Here is a 19,993-nt window from a genome sequence, read left to right as displayed (position 1 = left end):
GCGAACGGCCGAAGTGGCCGAGGTTTTACGGTGAGGCGTTGCCTGGAGCGGCACTTGTACCGCGATGTCCTTAAAACCGCTGCCCACATGGAAATGATGTCGCCATAAAGGAAACCCCCCCAGTTGCCGTTAAGCGAGTGTCGGCAGCCAAATTCTAAAAAAGCTCCGACGCCATAGAGATCGTTACTGGATGTGGAGGCATGCAAGACCAATATTGCATGGAGCGTCGATGAATATCGTTTCCGGGGACCATCGCGGCTTGACAGGAGTGAAGGACGACAATCCGACGACAGTTGCCGGAAGTCCAGCGATGCACCTGTCTGCGTCAACAGAGGCGACAGCATCGATCGATAATCTCCTTCGAGCGTCGGGCGACCTTCTGCGCGGGAGAGAATGGGCATGGTATCGCGCGGGACAAAAACTCCATCTGGCGGCGCATGCCCGCACACACCGGGTATGGCCGGAAGTTCTGGCCAACAATAAACTCAGCGAGTTTTGCGAGGCGGAAGCTCTGCATTGCTGGCCGACGGGACCCAGCGACCGCGCTTTCGGATGGCTCCTTGCACCGCCTGCCCAGCCGCATGAGGCGGCCCTTGCCGCATTCGCGAATGCGCTGGGAGTGCAACTGCTTGCCGACGCGCTCGCGCGCGCGCAGAAGACGCAGCAGGTACTGTACGAGATCGCCTACATAGCCAGCACTGTCCGCGAGCGCTCGGCTTTCCTGCTCGCCGTGCACCGACAGCTCGCGACGATAATCGACGCGGAAAACTTCTATCTCGCGCTGTATGAACAGGCAAGCGGACGCATCACCTATCCGTATTACGTCGATGTTATCGACGTTGAGGCGCTCGAGCCGGAAAGCTACGACGTCGTCGACCCGGACCGCCTGTCATTGACAGGCCACGTGCTGACCAGTGGACAGCCGTTGCTGATCGACGCTGCGGGGATTATCGAGGCTGAAAAGCAGGGGCGTTTCTATTGCGTTGGCGACCGCCCGGAGTTCTGGATGGGCGCCCCGCTAAAAAATGCATCGGATGAAGTATTCGGCATGCTTGCCATGCAGGTGTACGACGTGTCGCGCAGTTATAGCGCCGAAGACCGCGCGTTGTTTCTGGTAGTCGCGGGTCACGTTGCAATGGCCTTGGACCGGATTCTTCATCGCGCCAATCTGGAAGAAACCGTCACCCGGCGAACATCCGAACTGTCAGAACTCAACACTGCGTTGCGTCAGGAGGTAGTGGAGCGCAAACGCGCGGAACATTTGCAAGGTGCGCTTTTCAAAATCGCCGAGCTGTCTAGCGCGCCGGGAGACATGGTCGGGTTCTTCCGCAATCTGCATGGCATCCTCGGAGAACTGCTCGACGCGCATAACTTCTACATCGCGCTTTACGATGAGAATACCGAAACGGTTTCGTTTCCTTACTACGCCGATGAACTCGTTCACCATCAGCCGGCTCCGCGACGTCGCAAACGAGGTTTCACGGAATACGTGATCTCGCTGCGCCGGCCGTGTCTACTGAATCGCGCCGATGCAGAATGCCTCATTCGCGAAGGAAAGGTGGAACTTGACCACGATCAGCTCAAGCTGCGTTCCTGGCTCGGCATCCCGCTTTTCGAAGGCGGAAACGTGCGGGGCATGCTTGCAGTGCAAAGCTATTCCCCGGACGTCCACTACACGCCGCGCGATCAGGAACTGCTGACCTTCGTTTCACGTCACATCGACACTGCGTTATCACGACGCAGCGCCGCCGATGCACTACATGCTGCCAACGTCGAGCTGGAAGCACGCGTTCAGGAGCGCACGCGGGAGCTCGACGAGGCAAACGCGCAACTGTGGCACGAGAACTTTCACGACGCACTGACCGGTCTGCCTAATCGCCGTTATTTGCTCGAGCGGCTTGGTGCGGAATGGACGAGGCACCGCGACGCCGGGCAGCAACTGGTAGTAATGTTTCTCGACCTCGATCGCTTCAAAGTCGTGAACGACAGTCTGGGTCACCATTTCGGCGATCAGTTGCTGGTGTCGGCGGCCACGCGGCTGCGTGATTGTCTCGCGGATAAATGCATGCTTGCGCGCCTCGGCGGAGATGAATTCGCGATCCTCTCCGCCGAGGCTTCCGTCGAAGACGCTATCGAGCTCGCCGAGCGGATACTGTCAGCATTCGACGTGCCGTTTTCTATCGGCGATCACGTGGTTTTTTCGTCATGCAGTATCGGCATTGTCTCCGCTGACGATGACTTTCACGGCGAACCGGCGGACCTGCTGCGCGATGCCGATACGGCGATGTACCGGGCAAAAAACGGCGGGCGTGACAGTTACGTGGTGTTCAATCAGGAATTGCGACGCCAGGTTTCGGATCAGATGCAACAGGAAGGCAGCTTGCGCGCTGCGCTAAAAAAAGACGATGAACTCGTGCCTTTCTTTCAGCCGATCGTCTGTACCGCCACCGGTCGCTTGACTGCGCTCGAAGCCCTGATTCGCTGGCGCCAGCCAGACGGCTGCGTGCTCACTCCTGGAGAATTTCTGCCTGCGATGGAAGGACTCCGGGTCATGGGCCGGCTCGATCTATACATGCTCAATCGTATCGCAGTGATACTCGCCCAGCCGGGGCTCGCCGGCTGGCCGCCCGTACATGTGAACTGTTCGAGTTACAGCATGACTCGCGAGGATTTTGCGGACGACGTCTTCGCGCTCCTCCAGCAGCACGGAGTCGCGCCGTCGCGCATCTGTCTGGAATTAACAGAGGGCGCGCTGATTGCGGAGCCAGAGATAGCACGGCGTACGATGCAGCGCTTGGCCGACAACGGCGTGTCCGTGGTACTGGACGATTTCGGGACCGGTTTTTCGTCACTCAGCTATGTCCACGAGTATCGCTTTAGCGGCCTCAAGGTCGACAAGTCGTTCACCTTCGGCCTATCGTCGAATCCGCGCACGCGGGCTATTGTTCGGGCGATCGTGCGCATGGCGGAATCGCTTGACCTGCGTGTAGTGGCGGAAGGTGTCGAAGATGCGATGACGCTCGCTGCGTTGCGCGAAATCGGCGCGGGGCAAGCCCAAGGTTATTACATCGCCAAGCCAATGCCGCTCGCCGCGCTGGTGGAAGCCCTGGATTCGGGCAAGGCGACGCAATGGGTCGCGCCGTCAGAGAAAATGTGATGGCCTCTGCGGTATAACCGCGTCGGCGCCAACGTGCTTCGCGCGCCTGCTACGCGTTCTCAATGCGGTTTTCGCCTCAGCGTCCCAGGTCGAGTACTAAACGAGTGATGCGTCCTACCGCGCCATCTGCGAAGCCCAACATAAGCTGACCGCTTCAGGCTTTCGCCATCACCCTCACATCAGGCCAGGCATCTAGCGCGGGACATCACCGGGTGCGTCGTCAAAGCGGACGCGCGCGGCATGGATCTCCGGATAACGACGATCGGCCCAATCGACGAGGGCCGCCATCGGTTCCAGCAGGGATTGGCCTAGTGCGGCCAAACGATATTCGACGGTCGGCGGCCTCGTTGAAAAAACATGGCGAGTGACGAGTCCGTCGCGCTCGAGATCGCGCAGTGTCTGGGTCAGCATGCGCTTGGAAATGTCCGGGATGGCCCGGTGAAGCTCACTGAAGCGCTGCGATCGCGTCGCGAGCTCCATGACCATGAGCATGCTCCATTTGTCGCCGATGCGGTCCAGCACGTCGCGAACCGCGCAGTGTGCCGGCTGGGCGTCGGCCAATTGACGCTGATATCGGCTGAATCTGTCGATCGCATTCTGGGACGTGCTCATTCGGGTTCCCTTTAACTCTTCTGGTAACAAAAAACTGCCTCCTTACGATGGAAGGCAGAGGTCTCTATGATAGACCTGCCCTCAAACAAAGACCGTTCCTCACTCCTACGGACCTCTGGGCCGGGCGCGTGGTGGAGTCGCAGGATACTAATTTCAGGAGAAGTACATGTTTCTGGTTATGGGAATCACGGGACGCGTAGGCGGGGCAACGGCGCAACATCTTTTGGCGCAAGGCAAGAAAGTCCGGGCGCTGGTCCGCAATCGCGAGAAGGCGGCGAATTGGGCGGATCAGGGTGTGGAACTGGTCGACGGCGACTGGAATGATGCGGCCGCCGTAGAGAGGGCGCTCGAAGGAGTCGAAGGTGCATTTGTCATGCTGCCGGCGGTCTGGGCCCCGTCGCCGGATTTCAGGGAAGCAAAGAGCGTGATCGCGAACTATGTCGAAGCGCTGGCCAGGGCAGTGCCGCCGCGGGTGGTTGTGCTGTCGTCGATGGGTGCGAACAGAACCAGCGGGCTAGGAATGATCACGGCCCTGTCGCTTCTTGAGGAGGGGCTGCGCCACCTGACGTTGCCGATCGCCTATGTGCGAGCCGGCGGGTTTTTCGAAAACTTCCTTTACGGCTTGCACGTTGCCCAGGACGGCACGCTACCCGTCTACTACAACCCGACGAGCCGGAAGTCGACCATGATCGCGACCGACGATATCGGCGCCCAGGTGGTGACGCTGCTGACCGGGCCGACGTGGTCCGGGCATCGCGTTGTCGAGCTTGGCTCGATGGTCAGCGCCGACGAAGTCGCCGCCCAACTGGGCGAAGTCTTGCAGCGCGACGTCAAGGCCTTTGCCATCCCGCGGGCCGGGTGGGCGGCAGCGTTCGAACAGTTCGGCATTCCGAAGGGCCACACCGGACCCGCCGAAGCGATGTTCGATGCCGTCAACGCGGGCTGGATGGACCTCGGCGTTGCGGGCACCGAGCACGTCGCGGGCACGACATCGCCTCGCGATGTCTTTGCGGCGGCCTACAAGGCCACCACGGCATGAACAGAGTAGATCGTGTCGGCTCGTCGACCAGGCGGCCACACTGATGCTCGGCAGCGCCCTCATCGGAGAAGGTAGAACGAATGTCCAAGTTTTCCTGGCGCCAGATATTACCTTTGGTTCTCGCGGCTTTTTTCGTCGTGGGATCACTCAGCAACATCGTCGCCCCGCGATCCATCTTCGAGGAATACCTGAAGTGGGGATACCCGCACTGGTTCCATTTTGTGACCGGTTCGCTGGAACTCATGACCGCCGTTCTGCTGGCGCGAGCACGGACACGGCTGTGGGGCGCGGCGCTCGGCTGCACCGTGATGTTGGCCGCGCTGGCAACCGTGACAGTGCACGGCGAATACGGACATGGGGTGGCGCCGCTTGTCGTGGCGATACTATCGATTGTTGTCGGCTGGATTGCCTGGCGCAAGCGGCTCGCTGCGGGTTCCGTGGTTGCCGCCTAAACCTTATGCGGCCCTCAAGAGCTTCAAGCAGCGTAGCTTGAAGCTCCGGGTAGTAAGGGTTTTTACCGACCTTGCGTGGGTTGCCTCGCACATCGAATCTGGCGGGCCAAACGTAAAGGTTGCCGCGTCGGATTACGGCGATTCGTGACCGTAAGCCCTTGTATGTACAAGGGTAATTTGTCCTGCTGCGCACGCTCGCGGCTCAAGCTGAAGTAAACCAGCTTCAAAGTTGGACGAAACTCGCCAACGATCCCTCCCTTCTTGAATTTGTCACCACCTGTCCATATAATTAGCACTCGTCGCACGAGAGTGCTAACAACTTCGCCGGTTGGCTCGGCCAGCCGGGTTTTCCAAGCGTTCTTCAGTCTCAATCAAGAGAGGAGTATGTATGAACCTTCGTCCTTTGCATGATCGCGTGATCGTCAAGCGTCTGGATCAAGAAACCAAGACCGCGTCGGGCATCGTGATCCCCGAAGCCGCAGCAGAAAAGCCGGATCAGGGCGAAATCCTGGCCGTCGGCCCGGGCAAGCGTGACGATAAGGGCGCACAAATCGCCCTCGACGTGAAGGTTGGCGACCGCGTTCTGTTCGGCAAGTACGCAGGCCAGACCGTCAAGGTCGACGGCAACGAACTGCTGGTCATGCGCGAAGAAGACATCATGGCCGTGGTCAACAAGTAAGCGCAAAGCGCTACTTACACGGTTATATCCAGAGAATTCAAGGAGTTAGAAGATGGCAGCTAAAGACGTCGTATTCGGTGATTCCGCCCGTGCCAAGATGGTCGAAGGCGTGAACATCCTCGCGAATGCTGTGAAGGTCACGCTGGGTCCGAAGGGCCGCAACGTTGTCCTGGAACGCAGCTTCGGCGGCCCGACGGTCACCAAGGACGGTGTGTCGGTCGCGAAAGAGATCGAACTGAAAGACAAGCTCCAGAACATGGGCGCGCAAATGGTCAAGGAAGTGGCTTCCAAGACCAGCGACAACGCAGGTGACGGCACCACGACCGCAACGGTCCTGGCTCAGTCGATCGTCCGCGAAGGCATGAAGTACGTTGCATCGGGCATGAACCCGATGGACCTGAAGCGCGGTATCGACAAGGCTGTGACGGCTGCAATCGAAGAACTGCGCAAGATCAGCAAGCCGTGCACGACCAACAAGGAAATCGCACAAGTCGGCGCGATTTCGGCAAACAGCGACTCGTCGATCGGCGACCGCATTGCTGAAGCAATGGACAAGGTCGGCAAGGAAGGCGTGATTACCGTCGAAGACGGCAAGTCGCTGCAAGACGAGCTGGACGTCGTCGAAGGTATGCAATTCGACCGCGGCTACCTGTCGCCGTACTTCATCAACAACCCGGACAAGCAAGTTGCCGTGCTCGAGAACCCGTTCGTGCTGCTGCACGACAAGAAGGTCTCGAACATCCGTGATCTGCTGCCGGTTCTGGAACAGGTCGCCAAGGCTGGCCGTCCGCTGCTGATCATCGCAGAAGACGTCGAAGGCGAAGCACTGGCAACGCTGGTGGTGAACAACATCCGCGGCATTCTGAAGACGGTTGCTGTGAAGGCTCCGGGCTTCGGCGATCGCCGTAAGGCCATGCTGGAAGACATCGCGATCCTGACCGGCGGCCAGGTCATCGCTGAAGAAACCGGCCTGACGCTCGAAAAGGCAACGCTGGCAGAACTGGGCCAGGCGAAGCGCATCGAAGTGGGCAAGGAAAACACGACGATCATCGACGGCGCTGGCGAAGGTGCGAACATCGAAGCGCGCGTCAAGCAAGTGCGCAAGCAGATCGAAGAAGCAACGTCGGACTACGACCGTGAAAAGCTGCAAGAGCGCGTTGCCAAGCTGGCAGGCGGCGTTGCAGTGATCAAGGTTGGCGCTGCGACCGAAGTCGAAATGAAGGAAAAGAAGGCACGTGTCGAAGACGCACTGCACGCAACGCGCGCAGCTGTGGAAGAAGGCATCGTTGCTGGCGGCGGCGTTGCGCTGATCCGCGCACGTACGGCGATCGCCGGCCTGAAGGGCGCTAACGCCGATCAGGACGCAGGTATCAAGATCGTTCTGCGCGCAATGGAAGAGCCGCTGCGCCAGATCGTCACGAACGGCGGCGAAGAAGCCAGCGTCGTGGTGGCGGCGGTTGCTGCTGGTCAGGGCAACTACGGCTACAACGCAGCGACCGGCGAGTACGTCGACCTGGTCGACGCAGGTGTCGTGGACCCGACGAAGGTCACGCGCACGGCACTGCAAAACGCGGCATCGGTGGCAGGTCTCCTGCTGACGACCGACGCAGCGGTTTGCGAACTGCCGAAGGAAGATGCACCGATGCCTGGCGGCATGCCCGGCGGCATGGGCGGCATGGGCATGGACATGTAATTTCGTGTCCGCTCCCCGGTTGGGCCTGGTCTACAGGCTCAACCGGGAACTCATGCGAAAGCGCACCGCGAAGTGCGCCTTGCCAAAGAAAAACCCGCAGAAATGCGGGTTTTTCTTTGGCTTCGTGCTGTGGCAGGGCGGCAGGGAAGGTCGCGGCAGCGTCAAAGGCGCCTGTGCGCGCCGAGTTGCATGGTTGAACTAAAGCCTGGATCGCGACGGCGGCCGCTCCCATCAAGCGGCTGGCTGACGCGCGGCGGCGTCAGCAACATGCTCCGCGTGCCCAGTTCGCAAGACGCGATACGGACTCGCGCGCCAGTCAGTGTCTTGCTTCGCCTGGCGCCGCGTCCTTGCCGGCGGCCGGCGGCGTTTCGTCGTCGCTGCCGCGGGCCCAGAAGAAGCGGTCCGGCATATACGCGCCCATGCCCGGCCGGAATGCGCTGCGTATCGCCTGATACAGATATTCCTGCGCTTCGCGAACCGCCTCCGCAGGCTCCTGACCGTTGGCGAGCAGCGCCGCGATCGCCGAGCCGAGCGTGTCGGTGATGCCCATGATCCGGTTGCTGCCGCGGTCCCACATGTCCTGACGCAACTGGCCGTCTTCGCTGAAAAGCGTGTTGACGAGCCGGTGCGTGCCCGTTTCCGTCGACAGAATGTATTCGCAGCCATGCGACAGCAGATGCGAGATCGCCGCGTCGAGGCTCGGCGCTTCGGCGTCGCCGTCCGGTTGGGCGAGGGCGAGCAGCGTGGCGGAATCGGCGACCAGCAAGGTGGTTTGCGGCGCGAGCAGGTCGGCGATGGCTTCGCGAAGTTCGTCGGCGGCGAGCACGTGTTCGTCGTCGAGCGTGAAGTCCGGGGCGAGAATCAGCGGAATGTCGTCGTAATCCGCCACAACCTCGGCGATCGCGCTCACGACTTCGGCGCGCGTGCAGGCGCCGACCTTGAACGCCGCAATCGGCATGTCTTCGAGAAGCATGCGCGCCTGGGTGGCGACCACTTCAGGATCGAGTCCGTTGACCTCGTCGCAGGTCGCGGAATCGCGCACGGTGTAGCCGGTGAGCACGGAGACGCCATGACAACCCATGCTGGCAAGGGTCATCAGGTCGGCTTGCAGGCCTGAGCCGCCGGTGGGATCGGAAAGACCGAAGGTGAGGACGATCGGAGGCGTGTCGCTGGGCATGAAGATTTACGAGGAGCAGTATTTTCGGCGCATCAGGTGCGCAATTGGCTCAATTATGCGTCCTAAACCGGCGCGGGGGCGTTTTTTCGCACAGGGCCGTTCCCTGCCGCTTGCTGCCGCTCCCTGTTGCTTCCCGCCTGCCGCTTCCTGCCGCAACGCGCGCCCGCCGTGTGGCGCGGCGCCGCATGTTGCGCCGCGTGATCCGTCCGGCGCTGCCCGCGGTCGTGAGCCGCCTGCATTGGGCGTTTGCCATTGCTAGGCATTGGGGCGGCAACACGGTACCATCATGGCTCCCGTTTCCCCGGACTTCACGACGCGACACAAGAATGGAATATCAAAGCTGGATGTGCCTGATTTGCGGCTGGATTTACGACGAAGAAGCCGGTTTGCCGGACGAAGGCATTGCGCCGGGCACGCGCTGGGAAGACGTCCCGATCAACTGGACGTGCCCGGAATGCGGCGCGCGCAAGGAAGACTTCGAGATGGTCCAGATCTGACATCGAAGTCGGCCGGCGGCGCTCGGCCAGAGTGTGGCATCGCGCCGGAACGTCGCCGTGCCGGCGGTGTCGCAATCACAAGCTGATATCGCCGGTATTGCACGGTGCATTGGCTCTTCAGCATTCGTCACTGGGCACGCATCGCCGCGCATTGTGGTTGCGCATTGTCGTTGCGCGTTTGTCATTGCGCATTTGTCACTGTTCAGTCGCCGGTTCCCGCGTTAGGCGCACAGTCTGCGCGCAGCGCCAGGCGGCGGCCCGCCGACTTTCCGTCGCCAACTCATGACTCTTCGATCCGCAGCTCCCGTTTCCTTCGACGCATTGCCCAACCCGCGCGGCGGCGCCGTACGCCCCGCGGAGCTGGCGCTCGCTGAAGCGCTGCTGGCGTTCGAGCAGCACACTGGTTGCACGACTGCACTGGTGCGTGTCTCGCACGCGTTGCGCAGCGCCGGCTGGCTGAGCGCGACGCGTTTCGCCGATGTGCTGGTGCGCCTTTCGCCGCTCGCGGCCGGCGATCCGGCCGAGGCCGAGAGCGTGCGGCCGGGCTTCGGCGCGGCGCTGCGCGATTTCCGGGCGGCGCTCGAGCGTCACAATCTGCGCGAACTCGCCTGTTCGCCCACGCTCTTCGATCACTACCGCGCGCTGTGCGCCCATCTCGGCGAGCACAGCGCCGCGTCGCCCGTTGCGTACGAAGATCTCGCGTTGACCGCGCGCCCCGTGCCGCCCGTGTCGTTTCACGCGCAGCCGGCCGAGCAGTTGGCGCATCTGCGGGCGCGCTATGAGCGCGCGCTGCTGCCGGTGCTGCGCTCGCAGCCGGACACAGGCAGCGCGGCGGCGCGCGCAGCGACGCAAGCCGCACTGGACGAACTCGACGCCGTATTCACCGAGCTGGCCGGTCCCGATCCGTACGATTTCTGGCGCCTCGCCAAGGCCTGCGCGCGCGCGTTGCGCGTCAGCGGGCGCGCGGCCGGCGAGCCCGACGCGCGGCGCTTCTACGCACGCTGCAACCTCGCGCTTGCGGACCACGCGCGCGGCATCGAACGCGCGCAACGCTCGCTCGTGCGGGCCACGCTCGCGCTGCTGTGGCGCGACTACGCGCTGTTCGGCGCCGCCGCCGAAGACGCCGACCAGGTCGAGGTGCTGCACGATTACGGCTTGACGGTCGACTGGCACGTCGCGGGCACCCAGGCATCGGAAATGCTTTGGGAAGCCGGCGCGGTCGAGGCGCAATCGTTCAGCGCGCAAACGTCGATGACGCGCGACCTTGGCGTGCTGAGCGTCAATGCCCATGCGTACGAAGATTTTTTGCAGACCGCGGACGCCGCCATCTCCGCGCTCGCCGAACACGCGCGCGCCGCGGATCAGCCCGAAAAGGCCGACCCGAGCGAAGCACTGCAAGCCGGCGACGCCGCGTACCGGCTCGGGTCCGCGGCTTGCGCATTGGGCCTTGGCCACGTCGCGCTGCTCGCGGATGCGCTCGGGCTCGCGTGGCGGCGTCGCGCGCACGCCGGCGTTTCGACGCCTGCGGTGCGCGCGCATGTGATCGTCGACGCGCCCGCGGCCAGTGCGCTCGAAAACGCCGCCGAGGCGTTGCGCGCGACGCTGCACAAGGTGGCCGCAGGCGTGGCGCCGCCGGCCAGCAGCGCGGCGCTCGCTGCGTTGACGCGGGCGATCGAACAGGGCGGCGCGTGATCGAGGCGTGAGCGCCACGCAAGTGGGCAAGGGCGGCGTGCAATTCGCGCGAGCGGCACGCAACCTGAACAGGGCGGCGCGTGATTCAGGCGCGAGCGGCAAGCAACTTCAGCAAGGCGCCGCCCTCGTCCCGCAGGCCGCATGAGAACCACGCGGCCAGGCCACGCCAACACCGCGCCGCGCAAGCCGCCGCGCACCGCGAATCGGCACCGTGGCAACGCGCGCGTGCGTGATAGAGTGCAACATGAATCGCCGTCGATGGCTCGCGGCACGCCGCATCACTCCGGCCGCCGCTCCACGCTGCTCAAAGCCCGCCATCCTGCACCGTCTTTGCTAAAATCCGAACTATGTCCAAGAGTACCGATCGCATCAATCTGACTAACCAGTTCCTGATCGCCATGCCGAACATGGCCGATCCGACGTTTTCCGGAACGGTGGTCTACCTTTGCGATCACAGTGAGCGCGGCGCGCTCGGCCTCGTGATCAACCGGCCGACCGACATCGACCTGGAAGCGCTCTTCAGTCGCATCGACCTCAAGCTCGAAATCGAGCCTCTTCTTCACGTGCCCGTGTATTTCGGCGGCCCGGTGCAAACCGAGCGCGGCTTCGTGCTGCACGATCCGAAAGACGGCAATACCTACACGTCGTCCATGTCGGTGCCGGGCGGTCTCGAGATGACCACGTCGAAAGACGTGCTCGAGGCGGTCGCAAGCGGCACGGGTCCCGAACGTTTTCTGCTCACGCTCGGCCACGCCGGCTGGGGCGCGGGCCAACTCGAAGAAGAGATTTCGAAGAACGGTTGGCTCACCGTCGAGGCCGATCCGAAAATCGTGTTCGACGTGCCCGCCGAAGAGCGCTTCGAAGCCGCGCTCGCGCTGCTCGGCGTCTCGCTGTCCATGCTGTCGGGCGAGGCCGGGCACGCATGAGAGGCGCCGCATGAGCCTGCCGGGCGGACGCGAGGCGACGCTGCTCGCGTTCGATTACGGTGAAAAGCGCATCGGCGTCGCGGTCGGCAATTCGCTTACCCGAAGCGCGCGGCCGCTCGTCATCGTGCAGAATCGCAGCCGCGAATATCGTTTTGCCGAAGTCGGCAAGCTGATTGCCGAATGGAAGCCGGACGCGCTCGTGGTCGGCTTGCCGATGCATCCGGACGGCACGCCGCACGAAATGACGCAGCTCGCAAAGCGCTTCGGCAATCAGTTGAACGGCCGCTTCAATTTGCCGGTGACGTGGGTCGACGAGCGCTATTCGTCGGTCGAGGCGGAAGCGACCACGCGCGCCAACAAGGGCCGCGCCGATATGCTCGACGCCGAAGCCGCCAGCATCATCCTTCAGCAATATCTTGACGGACTTTCCGATACCCATGAGTTCCATTGACGCTGAAGCGCTATACCGCGCGCTGCTCGACCAGATTCGCGCCGCGTACGGCGACAAGCTCGGTGCGCACGACGGCGCCGACGGCGCCGTGCTGGCCGGCATTTACAGCGGCGGCGCGTGGCTCGCCGAACGGCTCGCGCGCGATCTGAACCTGGCGAGCTTCGGCGTCGTCAATGTCGCGCTGCATCGCGACGACTACGCGAAGAAAGGTTTGCACTCGCAGGCGAGCCCGACATCGCTGCCTTTTTCCGTCGACGGCCGCCGCATCGTGCTGGTCGACGACGTGCTGTACACCGGCCGCACGATTCGCGCGGCGCTCAATGAGCTGTACGACTACGGCCGTCCGGCAGCGGTCGAACTGGCCGTGCTCGCCGATCGCGGCGGGCGCGAGTTGCCGGTGGCGGCACGCTTTGTCGGCGGCGTGGTGGATGTGCCCGCCGACGCCACGCTCGTGCTCGCGCGCGACGAAACCAGCAGCGCCGATCAGCCGCGTTTCACGTTTCATACCGAAGCACGCGTCGATTGAGTGCAGATGCAAGTGCGGCTGCAAGTGCAGCAACAAGTGCAGCAACAAGTGCGGCTGCAAGTGCAGCTTCCAACGCCGCATCGCACCAACACGTTGAAGCCCGTATTTCAAGCAGGTAAATCATGAATACCGCCACCCAGGCTCCGCAGGATTCCGCCGATAGCGCCACCGAGCGCTTCCGTTATGGCTTCCTGAAGGGCAACCCGCAGCTCACGAAAAACGGCGAGCTCAAGCATCTGTTGTCGATCGAAGGCTTGCCGAAGGCGATCGTCAATCACATTCTCGACACCGCGAGCCAGTTCGTCAGCGTGACGGATCGCGAGGTGAAGAAGGTGCCGCTGTTGCGCGGCAAGTCGGTGTTCAACCTGTTCTTCGAGAACTCCACGCGCACGCGCACCACGTTCGAAATCGCGGCCACGCGTTTGTCGGCGGACGTGCTGAATCTGAACATCAATGCATCGTCGACGAGCAAGGGCGAATCGCTGCTCGACACGATCAACAATCTGTCGGCGATGCACGCCGACATGTTCGTCGTGCGTCACGCTTCGAGCGGCGCGCCGTATCTGATCGCCCAGCACTGCGCGCCGCACGTGCATGTGATCAATGCCGGGGACGGCCGTCATGCGCACCCCACGCAGGGGCTGCTCGACATGTACACGATCCGCCACTACAAGAAGGACTTCACGAATCTACGTGTGGCGATTGTCGGCGACATTCTGCATTCGCGGGTCGCGCGCTCGGACATTCATGCGCTGACCACGCTCGGCGTGCCGGAAGTGCGCGCGATCGGTCCTCGCACGCTGCTGCCGGGCGGCCTCGAACAGATGGGCGTGCGCGTGTTCCACAACCTCGACGAAGGGCTGAAGGACGTCGACGTGATCATCATGCTGCGTCTGCAAAACGAGCGGATGAGCGGCGCGCTGTTGCCCTCGGCGCAGGAGTACTTCAAGAGCTGGGGCTTGACGCCCGAGCGGCTCGCGCTCGCTAAACCGGATGCAATCGTGATGCACCCGGGCCCGATGAACCGCGGCGTCGAGATCGACTCGCAGGTCGCGGACGGTCCGCAATCGGTGATCCTGAATCAGGTGACGTTCGGCATCGCGGTGCGCATGGCGGTGATGGGGATTGTCGCGGGCAATAACGACTGATTCGCGGCTCGAACACTCGGCAAACGAACGCGGCAAACGAACGCGGCAAACAACGCAAAACCTTCGCCGAACCCGGCTGAAACAACTAAGGCAGCGCATGAAGATTCACATTCAAGGCGGCACGCTGATCGACCCCGCAGCGGGCTCCGAACAGCAGCAGGACGTTTTTATCGCGGACGGCAAGATCGTCGCGCTCGGCAACGCGCCCGCCGATTTCGAGGCGACGCAAACCATCGACGCCCGCGGCTTGCATATCGCGCCGGGTCTGGTCGACTTGTCGGCGCGTCTACGCGAGCCTGGCTTCGAGCACAAGGCCACGCTCGAATCGGAAATGGCCGCGGCGCTCGCGGGCGGCGTGACGAGCCTTGTGTGCCCGCCGGACACCGATCCCACGCTCGACGAACCCGGCCTCGTCGAAATGCTGAAGTTCCGCGCGCGCAATCTCGATCAGGCGCACGTGTATCCGCTCGGCGCGTTGACCGTCGGCCTCAAAGGCCAGGTCATCACCGAAATGGTGGAGTTGACCGAGGCGGGTTGCATCGGCTTTTCGCAGGCCGACGCGCCGGTGGTCGATACGCAGGTGCTGATGCGCGCGCTGCAATACGCAAAGACATACGGCTTCACCGTGTGGCTGCGTCCTGTGGACGCGTATCTCGGCAAGGGCGGCGTGGCCGCGAGCGGCGCGCTCGCGTCGCGGCTCGGCCTCTCCGGCGTGCCCGTCGCGGCGGAAACCATCGCGCTGCATACGATCTTCGAACTCGTGCGCGTGACGGGCGCGCGGGTGCATCTGTCGCATGTGTCGTCGGCGGCGGGCATTGCGCTGATGCGCGAGGCCAAGGCCGAGGGCTTGCCGGTTTCGTGCGACGTCACAGTGAATCACGTCCATCTGATCGATCTCGACATCGGCTACTTCGACGCGCAGTTCCGCCTCGATCCGCCGCTGCGTCAGCAGCGCGATCGCGAAGCGATTCGCGCGGGTCTCGTCGACGGTACGATCGACGCGATCTGCTCGGACCACACGCCCGTCGATGACGACGAAAAACTGCTGCCGTTCGGCGAAGCCACACCGGGCGCAACGGGCCTCGAGCTGTTCCTGTCGCTGACGGTGAAATGGGCCGACGAAGCCGGCGTGCCGCTCGCGAAGGCGCTCAACCGCATCACGGCTGCGCCGGCTCAAGTGCTCGATCTGGACGCGGCTGGCCGCGTCGCCGTGGGCAGCGTGGCGGACCTGTGCGTGTTCGACCGTCACGCACATTGGCGCGTCGAGCCGCGCGCGCTGAAGAGCCAGGGGCATAACACGCCGTTCCTCGGCTACGAACTGCCGGCGCGCGTGCGTGCGACCATCGTGTCGGGCCGCGTCGCGTTCGAACAGCGCTGATGTTGCGTTGATGTTTGCGCTGATGTTCGCGGCATGACTCAGGCATCGACACGTACTGACTTCGCATTGACCGCAGCCACCGCAGCCACCGCATCGACTCGCCAGGAAAAGCTCCGACCATGAAGCTCGCGTTACGCAAGGCCCGTCTCATCGCGCATCTGCTGCACGGCATGTGGATCGTCGCCACGCGTTTTCCGAAAGCCGATGCCGACCGGCGTCACGCGCTTAATCGCGCGTGGTCGCTGAAGATGCTGCGGCTGTGCGGCATGCGCCTCGTCGTCCATAACGATGGCGCGCGGCTCGATCGCGGCGCGCTGGTGGTCGCCAATCACATTTCGTGGATCGACATCTACGTGATCAATGCATGGCGGCCGACGCCGTTCGTGTCCAAAGCGGAAATCCGGCATTGGCCGCTGGTCGGCTGGCTCGCGCAGCAACTCGATACGGTGTTCATCCAGCGCGAGAAACGCAGCGACGCAAAGCGGATCATGCACGAGTTGTCCGACCGCTTGAGCGCCGGCGAACTGATGTGCGTGTTTCCGGAGGGCACGACGTCGAATGGTCTCGAGTTGCTGCCGTTTCACGCGAACATGTTTCAGGCGGCGGTGTCGGCGTCCGTGCCGGTGCAGCCGCTGTGCATCATGTATGAAGACGCGCATGGCCGGCAGTCGACGGCGCCTGCCTATATCGACGATCTGTCGCTCGCCGACTCGCTGAATCTGCTGCTGCGCGGCGGCCCGTTGACCGCGCATGTCTACGTGTGCGAGCCGCTTCTACCTGGCGCCGACCGCCGTGCGTTGGCGGCGCAAGCGCAGGGCGCCGTTGCGGTCGCGCTGACGGAAATGCAGGGTGGCGCGGCAACGAGCGGCGCACTGGTCGTCGAGCGGGTCGAATCGTCAGCGAGCAACGAGACGCTGATCGAACCGGTCGATCAGTCCGGCCGCTCGCCAAGCGTCTGAGCGTCTGAGCGTCTTTCGGACGAGCGCTGTCTAGTTGCCGCCGCGCGCGCGGCAGTTCTCGCATTCCACTTGAGTGAGCGTGCGCTCAGCGGGATTCGCCGCGAGCCGCACCGCCGACAGTTTTTCGCCCCACACGCAGCCCGAATCGAGCCCGATCAGGTTGTCGCGCAACGTCAGGCCAAGCGCGGCCCAATGGCCGAATACGACGGTGACGTCCGCGGTCTTGCGCCACGGCACGTCGAACCACGGCATGCAGCCAGGCGGTGCGGCGTTCAGGCCGCCGCTGCTGCTGAAGTCCATTGCGCCTTCGGCGTTGCAGAAGCGCACCCGCGTCAACGCGCTGCAGGTCACGCGCAGCCGCTCGATGCCCTTCAATTGCGGCGTCCATAAACTCGGCTCGTTGCCGTAGAGACCGGCGAGCGTTTCCTTCCAGTTCGGCGCGCGCAGCGCGCGCTGCAATTCGTCGGCGAGTTCGAGCGTGAGGTTCACGTCCCATTGCGGCACGACGCCCGCATGCACCATCAGCATGCCGTTCTCGTAGTGGGCGATCGGGCGATGACGAACCCATTCGAGCAGATCGGCGGCATCGGGCGCCGAGAGAATGTCGTCGATGGTGTCGCCTTTTTTCGACTTGCGAATGCCCGCCGATACCGACAGCAAATGCAGATCGTGATTGCCCAGCACCGGCACCGCGCGATCGCCGAGCGCGATGATGTCGCGCAGCGTCGCAAGCGATTCGGCGCCGCGGTTGATCAGGTCGCCCGCGAACCACAGCGGCGTGCCGGCGGGAGGCGCGGCCTTCGCGAGCAGTCGCTGGAACGGCGTGCGGCAGCCTTGCAGATCGCCGAAAGCCAGAGGCACGGGCTGTTGCTGCGAGATTGGCAAAGCGGGAGAAGGCGCGGTTGACGGTGTCATCGACGAAATGTTGGCGGTTCGATACGCGCGGCGATGCAGGAGGCGTGCCGCGTTGGGGCGGTGCAGCAAAAGAGCGTGACATAATAGCCCGTTTGCAGCGCCGGCATCGCGCGGTGCGGCGGCCATGACGTGTGTGCCGAGCAGTTGAAGGCCACTGCGCAGCCGCTGTGGCCACTATGCGACCACTCCGCAGGCAACCTGGCGGCAGTTCGCATCCGCCGCAGTGAACGACCGGCGCAATATTGCATCACAACAGGATGACCCTCGTGAACGGAGAAAGCATGTCGTCTTCCCATGCGAAGCAACCCGTCCGCACGCTCGTCACTGGAGCGAGCGGCTTTACTGGCCGCTATCTGGTCGAGAATCTCGCCGGTCGCGGCCATACCGTGATCGAAACCTTTGCCGGGCATGACGAGCCCGAAACGGCCACGCGTCTGAGGCTCGACATCACGTCGCCGGAAAACTGCCGGCATGTGATGGAAACCGTGCGGCCGGACTATATCGTGCATCTTGCGGCGATCAGCTTCGTCGGCCATGACGATCCGCTCGACTTCTACCGCGTCAACGTGATCGGCACGCTGAACCTGCTGGAAGCGTGCGCCGCGACCGGCCACACGCCGCGCAAGGTGTTGATCGCGAGTAGTGCCAACGTGTACGGCAACGTGACGAGCGATGCGATCGACGAAAGCTTCCCGCTCACGCCCGTCAACCACTACGCCGCGAGCAAGGCGGCGATGGAAACGATGGTGCATACGTGGTTCGAGCGGCTGCCTATCCTGATCGCGCGGCCGTTCAACTACACCGGGCGCGGCCAGGCGTCCAACTTTCTCGTGCCGAAGATCGTCGAGCATTTCGCGCGGCGCGAGCCATCCATTGAACTCGGCAATCTCGACGTCGCGCGCGATTTCTCCGACGTGCGCTATGTGGCGCGTGCTTACGAAGCGTTGCTGACATCCGATGCGGCAGGCGAAACGGTGAACGTCTGCACCGGCACGCCTTATACGCTGCGCGAGATTCTGTCCGCGGCCAGCGACATGACCGGACATAAGCTGCAAGTGCATGTCAATCCCGCGTTCGTCCGCCAAACGGATGTGAAGGTCCTCGCCGGTTCGCCCGCGAAGCTCCGCTCGCTGGTTCCCGAGGTGCAAGCCATTCCGTTCATGGATACGCTGCGCTGGATGCTCGCCGCCTGAAGCGCCTGCAGCTCATGGACGGGCGCTCGCCCGTCCTGCAAATGCCGCCGGCGGCACAATGACGCGGTCCGCGGCATGTCCCTTCGATGCTTTTCGATTCCTTTCGCGCCGCGCCGCGATTTGCCTTTCGGCCTGAGCATCTGACCGCGCGTTAATCTTTTGCATAAGCGCCGCCGACCCGGCAAGCATCAACGCCCCTATGCGACTTCGCAAACTGCACCGGAAACCAGACTTGTCAAGCTGTTTCAAGTTGTTAGGGTTCTAGTTTTTGCTCGGCGCGGCTTTATAATCTGGGCTTCATAAGATTGGCGTCCAAGCGCCTGCGTGCCGTGCAAGGCCGCGGGCGCCGCAATAATCGAACACCATAACGCGTGGCGAGCGGCCGGCTCATTAATGCCGGGCCGTCGCTGATATCTGGAAGGGAATTTCATGATCCTGGTTACGGGCGGTGCCGGCTTTATCGGCGCCAATTTCGTGCTCGACTGGCTGAATACGTCGGACGAAGCGGTGCTGAACGTCGATAAGCTGACCTATGCCGGCAATCTCGGCACGCTCAAGTCGCAACAAGGCAATCCGAAGCACGTCTTCGTGCGCGCGGACATTTGCGACCGCGCCGCCATGGACGCGCTCTTCGCCGAACACAAGCCGCGCGCGGTGCTGCACTTTGCCGCGGAAAGCCATGTTGACCGCTCGATCCACGGCCCGGCCGATTTCGTGCAAACCAACGTTGTCGGTACGTTCACGCTGCTCGAAGCCGCGCGAAGCTACTGGAACACGCTGGACGAAGCCGCGAAGGCAGCCTTCCGCTTCCTGCACGTCTCGACCGACGAAGTCTTCGGCTCGCTGTCCGCGACCGATCCGCAGTTCTCCGAAACCACGCCGTACGCGCCCAATAGCCCGTATTCGGCGACCAAGGCGGGCTCGGACCATCTGGTGCGCGCGTACCATCACACGTACGGCCTGCCGGTGCTGACCACGAACTGCTCGAACAACTACGGCCCGTACCAGTTCCCCGAAAAGCTGATTCCGTTGATGATCGCCAACGCGCTCGGCGGCAAGCCGCTGCCGGTATACGGCGACGGTCAGAACGTGCGCGACTGGCTGTATGTCGGCGACCATTGCAGCGCGATTCGCGAAGTGCTCGCGCGCGGCGTGCCGGGCGAAACATACAACGTCGGCGGCTGGAACGAGAAGAAGAACCTCGAGGTCGTGCACACGCTGTGCGATCTGCTCGACACGCTTCGTCCGAAAACGGCCGGTTCGTACCGCGACCAGATCACTTACGTGAAGGATCGTCCGGGCCACGATCGCCGTTACGCAATCGACGCCCGCAAGCTCGAGCGCGAACTCGGCTGGAAGCCTGCGGAGACATTCGAAACGGGTCTGGCAAAAACTGTTCAGTGGTATCTCGACAATCAGGCATGGTCTGACGAAGTCGCTTCGGGCGAGTACCGCAAGTGGGTTGAGACCAACTACGCGCAACGCGCGTAAAGGCACGG

At 63.0% G+C, this 19,993-nt stretch carries 18 protein-coding genes; 15 read left to right on the top strand and 3 right to left on the bottom strand.

Translation table 11 applies throughout. The features are described from left to right. The first annotated feature begins 229 nt into the window (after positions 1 to 229). Positions 230 to 3,157, top strand: a complete 2,928-nt coding sequence (locus tag C8K18_RS08900) for an EAL domain-containing protein (protein ID WP_107707257.1) — start codon at positions 230 to 232, stop codon at positions 3,155 to 3,157. 192 nt (positions 3,158 to 3,349) lie between these two features. Here C8K18_RS08900 and C8K18_RS08895 read toward each other — a convergent pair whose 3' ends face one another. Beyond that, positions 3,350 to 3,769, bottom strand: coding sequence for a helix-turn-helix domain-containing protein (locus tag C8K18_RS08895; RefSeq protein ID WP_107707256.1), 420 nt, complete (start codon positions 3,767 to 3,769; stop codon positions 3,350 to 3,352). Positions 3,770 to 3,935: 166 nt separating this feature from the next. Here C8K18_RS08895 and C8K18_RS08890 point away from each other — a divergent pair, with 166 nt between their 5' ends. From C8K18_RS08890 to groL, 4 genes are all read left to right on the top strand, one after another. Beyond that, positions 3,936 to 4,808 (top strand): NmrA family NAD(P)-binding protein, encoded by an 873-nt coding sequence (locus C8K18_RS08890; protein ID WP_107707255.1) that lies wholly within the window; start codon positions 3,936 to 3,938, stop codon positions 4,806 to 4,808. An 80-nt stretch (positions 4,809 to 4,888) separates the two neighbouring features. Next, positions 4,889 to 5,260 carry a DoxX family protein gene (locus tag C8K18_RS08885; RefSeq protein WP_006047750.1) on the top strand — a complete coding sequence of 124 codons (372 nt, stop codon included), beginning with the start codon at positions 4,889 to 4,891 and terminating at the stop codon, positions 5,258 to 5,260. 388 nt (positions 5,261 to 5,648) lie between these two features. Continuing rightward, positions 5,649 to 5,939: a co-chaperone GroES gene (groES, locus tag C8K18_RS08880; protein WP_006047749.1), complete on the top strand. Its 291-nt coding sequence runs from the start codon at positions 5,649 to 5,651 to the stop codon at positions 5,937 to 5,939. A 52-nt stretch (positions 5,940 to 5,991) separates the two neighbouring features. Then, complete coding sequence (gene groL, locus C8K18_RS08875; RefSeq protein WP_053857609.1) at positions 5,992 to 7,632, top strand: chaperonin GroEL; 1,641 nt, start codon at positions 5,992 to 5,994, stop codon at positions 7,630 to 7,632. Positions 7,633 to 7,948: 316 nt separating this feature from the next. On the opposite strand, the gene C8K18_RS08870 is transcribed toward groL, so the two are convergent. Further along, the gene (locus C8K18_RS08870; protein WP_006047744.1) at positions 7,949 to 8,809 is read right to left on the bottom strand and encodes a hydroxymethylpyrimidine/phosphomethylpyrimidine kinase; all 861 of its coding nucleotides are present in this window, start codon (positions 8,807 to 8,809) and stop codon (positions 7,949 to 7,951) included. Between the two features lie 326 nt (positions 8,810 to 9,135). On the opposite strand from C8K18_RS08870, the gene C8K18_RS08865 reads away from it, so the two are divergent. The 8 genes from C8K18_RS08865 to C8K18_RS08830 all read left to right on the top strand — a co-directional run bounded on the left by C8K18_RS08865 (position 9,136) and on the right by C8K18_RS08830 (position 16,386). Beyond that, the gene (locus C8K18_RS08865; RefSeq protein ID WP_006047743.1) at positions 9,136 to 9,306 is read left to right on the top strand and encodes a rubredoxin; all 171 of its coding nucleotides are present in this window, start codon (positions 9,136 to 9,138) and stop codon (positions 9,304 to 9,306) included. A gap of 282 nt (positions 9,307 to 9,588) precedes the next feature. Next, entirely contained in the window at positions 9,589 to 10,998 is a 1,410-nt protein-coding gene (locus C8K18_RS08860) for a hypothetical protein (RefSeq protein WP_107707254.1), read from the top strand. Positions 10,999 to 11,345: 347 nt separating this feature from the next. Further along, on the top strand, positions 11,346 to 11,924 hold the full coding sequence (locus C8K18_RS08855) for a YqgE/AlgH family protein (RefSeq protein ID WP_029971036.1): 579 nt from the start codon (positions 11,346 to 11,348) through the stop codon (positions 11,922 to 11,924). Positions 11,925 to 11,934: 10 nt separating this feature from the next. After that, on the top strand, positions 11,935 to 12,375 hold the full coding sequence (gene ruvX / locus C8K18_RS08850) for a Holliday junction resolvase RuvX (protein ID WP_006048660.1): 441 nt from the start codon (positions 11,935 to 11,937) through the stop codon (positions 12,373 to 12,375). Further along, a complete protein-coding gene (gene pyrR, locus C8K18_RS08845) occupies positions 12,362 to 12,901 on the top strand; it encodes a bifunctional pyr operon transcriptional regulator/uracil phosphoribosyltransferase PyrR (RefSeq protein WP_107707253.1) in 540 nt (179 codons plus the stop codon). Before ruvX ends, pyrR begins: the two co-directional genes overlap by 14 nt. A gap of 122 nt (positions 12,902 to 13,023) precedes the next feature. Further along, a complete protein-coding gene (locus C8K18_RS08840) occupies positions 13,024 to 14,049 on the top strand; it encodes an aspartate carbamoyltransferase catalytic subunit (protein ID WP_006048658.1) in 1,026 nt (341 codons plus the stop codon). Positions 14,050 to 14,146: 97 nt separating this feature from the next. Then, a complete protein-coding gene (locus tag C8K18_RS08835; RefSeq protein ID WP_107707252.1) occupies positions 14,147 to 15,427 on the top strand; it encodes a dihydroorotase in 1,281 nt (426 codons plus the stop codon). A 119-nt stretch (positions 15,428 to 15,546) separates the two neighbouring features. Then, a complete protein-coding gene (locus C8K18_RS08830; RefSeq protein WP_107707251.1) occupies positions 15,547 to 16,386 on the top strand; it encodes a 1-acyl-sn-glycerol-3-phosphate acyltransferase in 840 nt (279 codons plus the stop codon). A gap of 30 nt (positions 16,387 to 16,416) precedes the next feature. Here C8K18_RS08830 and C8K18_RS08825 read toward each other — a convergent pair whose 3' ends face one another. Further along, positions 16,417 to 17,301, bottom strand: coding sequence for a symmetrical bis(5'-nucleosyl)-tetraphosphatase (locus tag C8K18_RS08825; protein WP_107707363.1), 885 nt, complete (start codon positions 17,299 to 17,301; stop codon positions 16,417 to 16,419). Between the two features lie 281 nt (positions 17,302 to 17,582). On the opposite strand from C8K18_RS08825, the gene C8K18_RS08820 reads away from it, so the two are divergent. Further along, positions 17,583 to 18,494, top strand: coding sequence for a GDP-mannose 4,6-dehydratase (locus C8K18_RS08820; protein WP_006048654.1), 912 nt, complete (start codon positions 17,583 to 17,585; stop codon positions 18,492 to 18,494). Between the two features lie 429 nt (positions 18,495 to 18,923). Continuing rightward, positions 18,924 to 19,985 carry a dTDP-glucose 4,6-dehydratase gene (rfbB, locus tag C8K18_RS08815; protein WP_006048653.1) on the top strand — a complete coding sequence of 354 codons (1,062 nt, stop codon included), beginning with the start codon at positions 18,924 to 18,926 and terminating at the stop codon, positions 19,983 to 19,985. Positions 19,986 to 19,993: the final 8 nt, after the last annotated feature.

The sequence above is a fragment of the Paraburkholderia sp. GV068 genome, assembly GCF_003058125.1.
GTDB classification, from domain to species: Bacteria; Pseudomonadota; Gammaproteobacteria; order Burkholderiales; family Burkholderiaceae; genus Paraburkholderia; species Paraburkholderia graminis.
This window is presented reverse-complemented; position numbering and strand designations above follow the sequence as displayed.

Bases quoted from the DNA above. Each gene is read 5' to 3' on its own strand.
- C8K18_RS08900 (WP_107707257.1), top strand. From the start codon at position 230: ATGAATATCGTTTCCGGGGACCATCGCGGCTTGACAGGAGTGAAGGAC.
- C8K18_RS08895 (WP_107707256.1), bottom strand. From the start codon at position 3,769: ATGAGCACGTCCCAGAATGCGATCGACAGATTCAGCCGATATCAGCGT.
- C8K18_RS08890 (WP_107707255.1), top strand. From the start codon at position 3,936: ATGTTTCTGGTTATGGGAATCACGGGACGCGTAGGCGGGGCAACGGCG.
- C8K18_RS08885 (WP_006047750.1), top strand. From the start codon at position 4,889: ATGTCCAAGTTTTCCTGGCGCCAGATATTACCTTTGGTTCTCGCGGCT.
- groES (WP_006047749.1), top strand. From the start codon at position 5,649: ATGAACCTTCGTCCTTTGCATGATCGCGTGATCGTCAAGCGTCTGGAT.
- groL (WP_053857609.1), top strand. From the start codon at position 5,992: ATGGCAGCTAAAGACGTCGTATTCGGTGATTCCGCCCGTGCCAAGATG.
- C8K18_RS08870 (WP_006047744.1), bottom strand. From the start codon at position 8,809: ATGCCCAGCGACACGCCTCCGATCGTCCTCACCTTCGGTCTTTCCGAT.
- C8K18_RS08865 (WP_006047743.1), top strand. From the start codon at position 9,136: ATGGAATATCAAAGCTGGATGTGCCTGATTTGCGGCTGGATTTACGAC.
- C8K18_RS08860 (WP_107707254.1), top strand. From the start codon at position 9,589: ATGACTCTTCGATCCGCAGCTCCCGTTTCCTTCGACGCATTGCCCAAC.
- C8K18_RS08855 (WP_029971036.1), top strand. From the start codon at position 11,346: ATGTCCAAGAGTACCGATCGCATCAATCTGACTAACCAGTTCCTGATC.
- ruvX (WP_006048660.1), top strand. From the start codon at position 11,935: ATGAGCCTGCCGGGCGGACGCGAGGCGACGCTGCTCGCGTTCGATTAC.
- pyrR (WP_107707253.1), top strand. From the start codon at position 12,362: ATGAGTTCCATTGACGCTGAAGCGCTATACCGCGCGCTGCTCGACCAG.
- C8K18_RS08840 (WP_006048658.1), top strand. From the start codon at position 13,024: ATGAATACCGCCACCCAGGCTCCGCAGGATTCCGCCGATAGCGCCACC.
- C8K18_RS08835 (WP_107707252.1), top strand. From the start codon at position 14,147: ATGAAGATTCACATTCAAGGCGGCACGCTGATCGACCCCGCAGCGGGC.
- C8K18_RS08830 (WP_107707251.1), top strand. From the start codon at position 15,547: ATGAAGCTCGCGTTACGCAAGGCCCGTCTCATCGCGCATCTGCTGCAC.
- C8K18_RS08825 (WP_107707363.1), bottom strand. From the start codon at position 17,301: ATGACACCGTCAACCGCGCCTTCTCCCGCTTTGCCAATCTCGCAGCAA.
- C8K18_RS08820 (WP_006048654.1), top strand. From the start codon at position 17,583: ATGTCGTCTTCCCATGCGAAGCAACCCGTCCGCACGCTCGTCACTGGA.
- rfbB (WP_006048653.1), top strand. From the start codon at position 18,924: ATGATCCTGGTTACGGGCGGTGCCGGCTTTATCGGCGCCAATTTCGTG.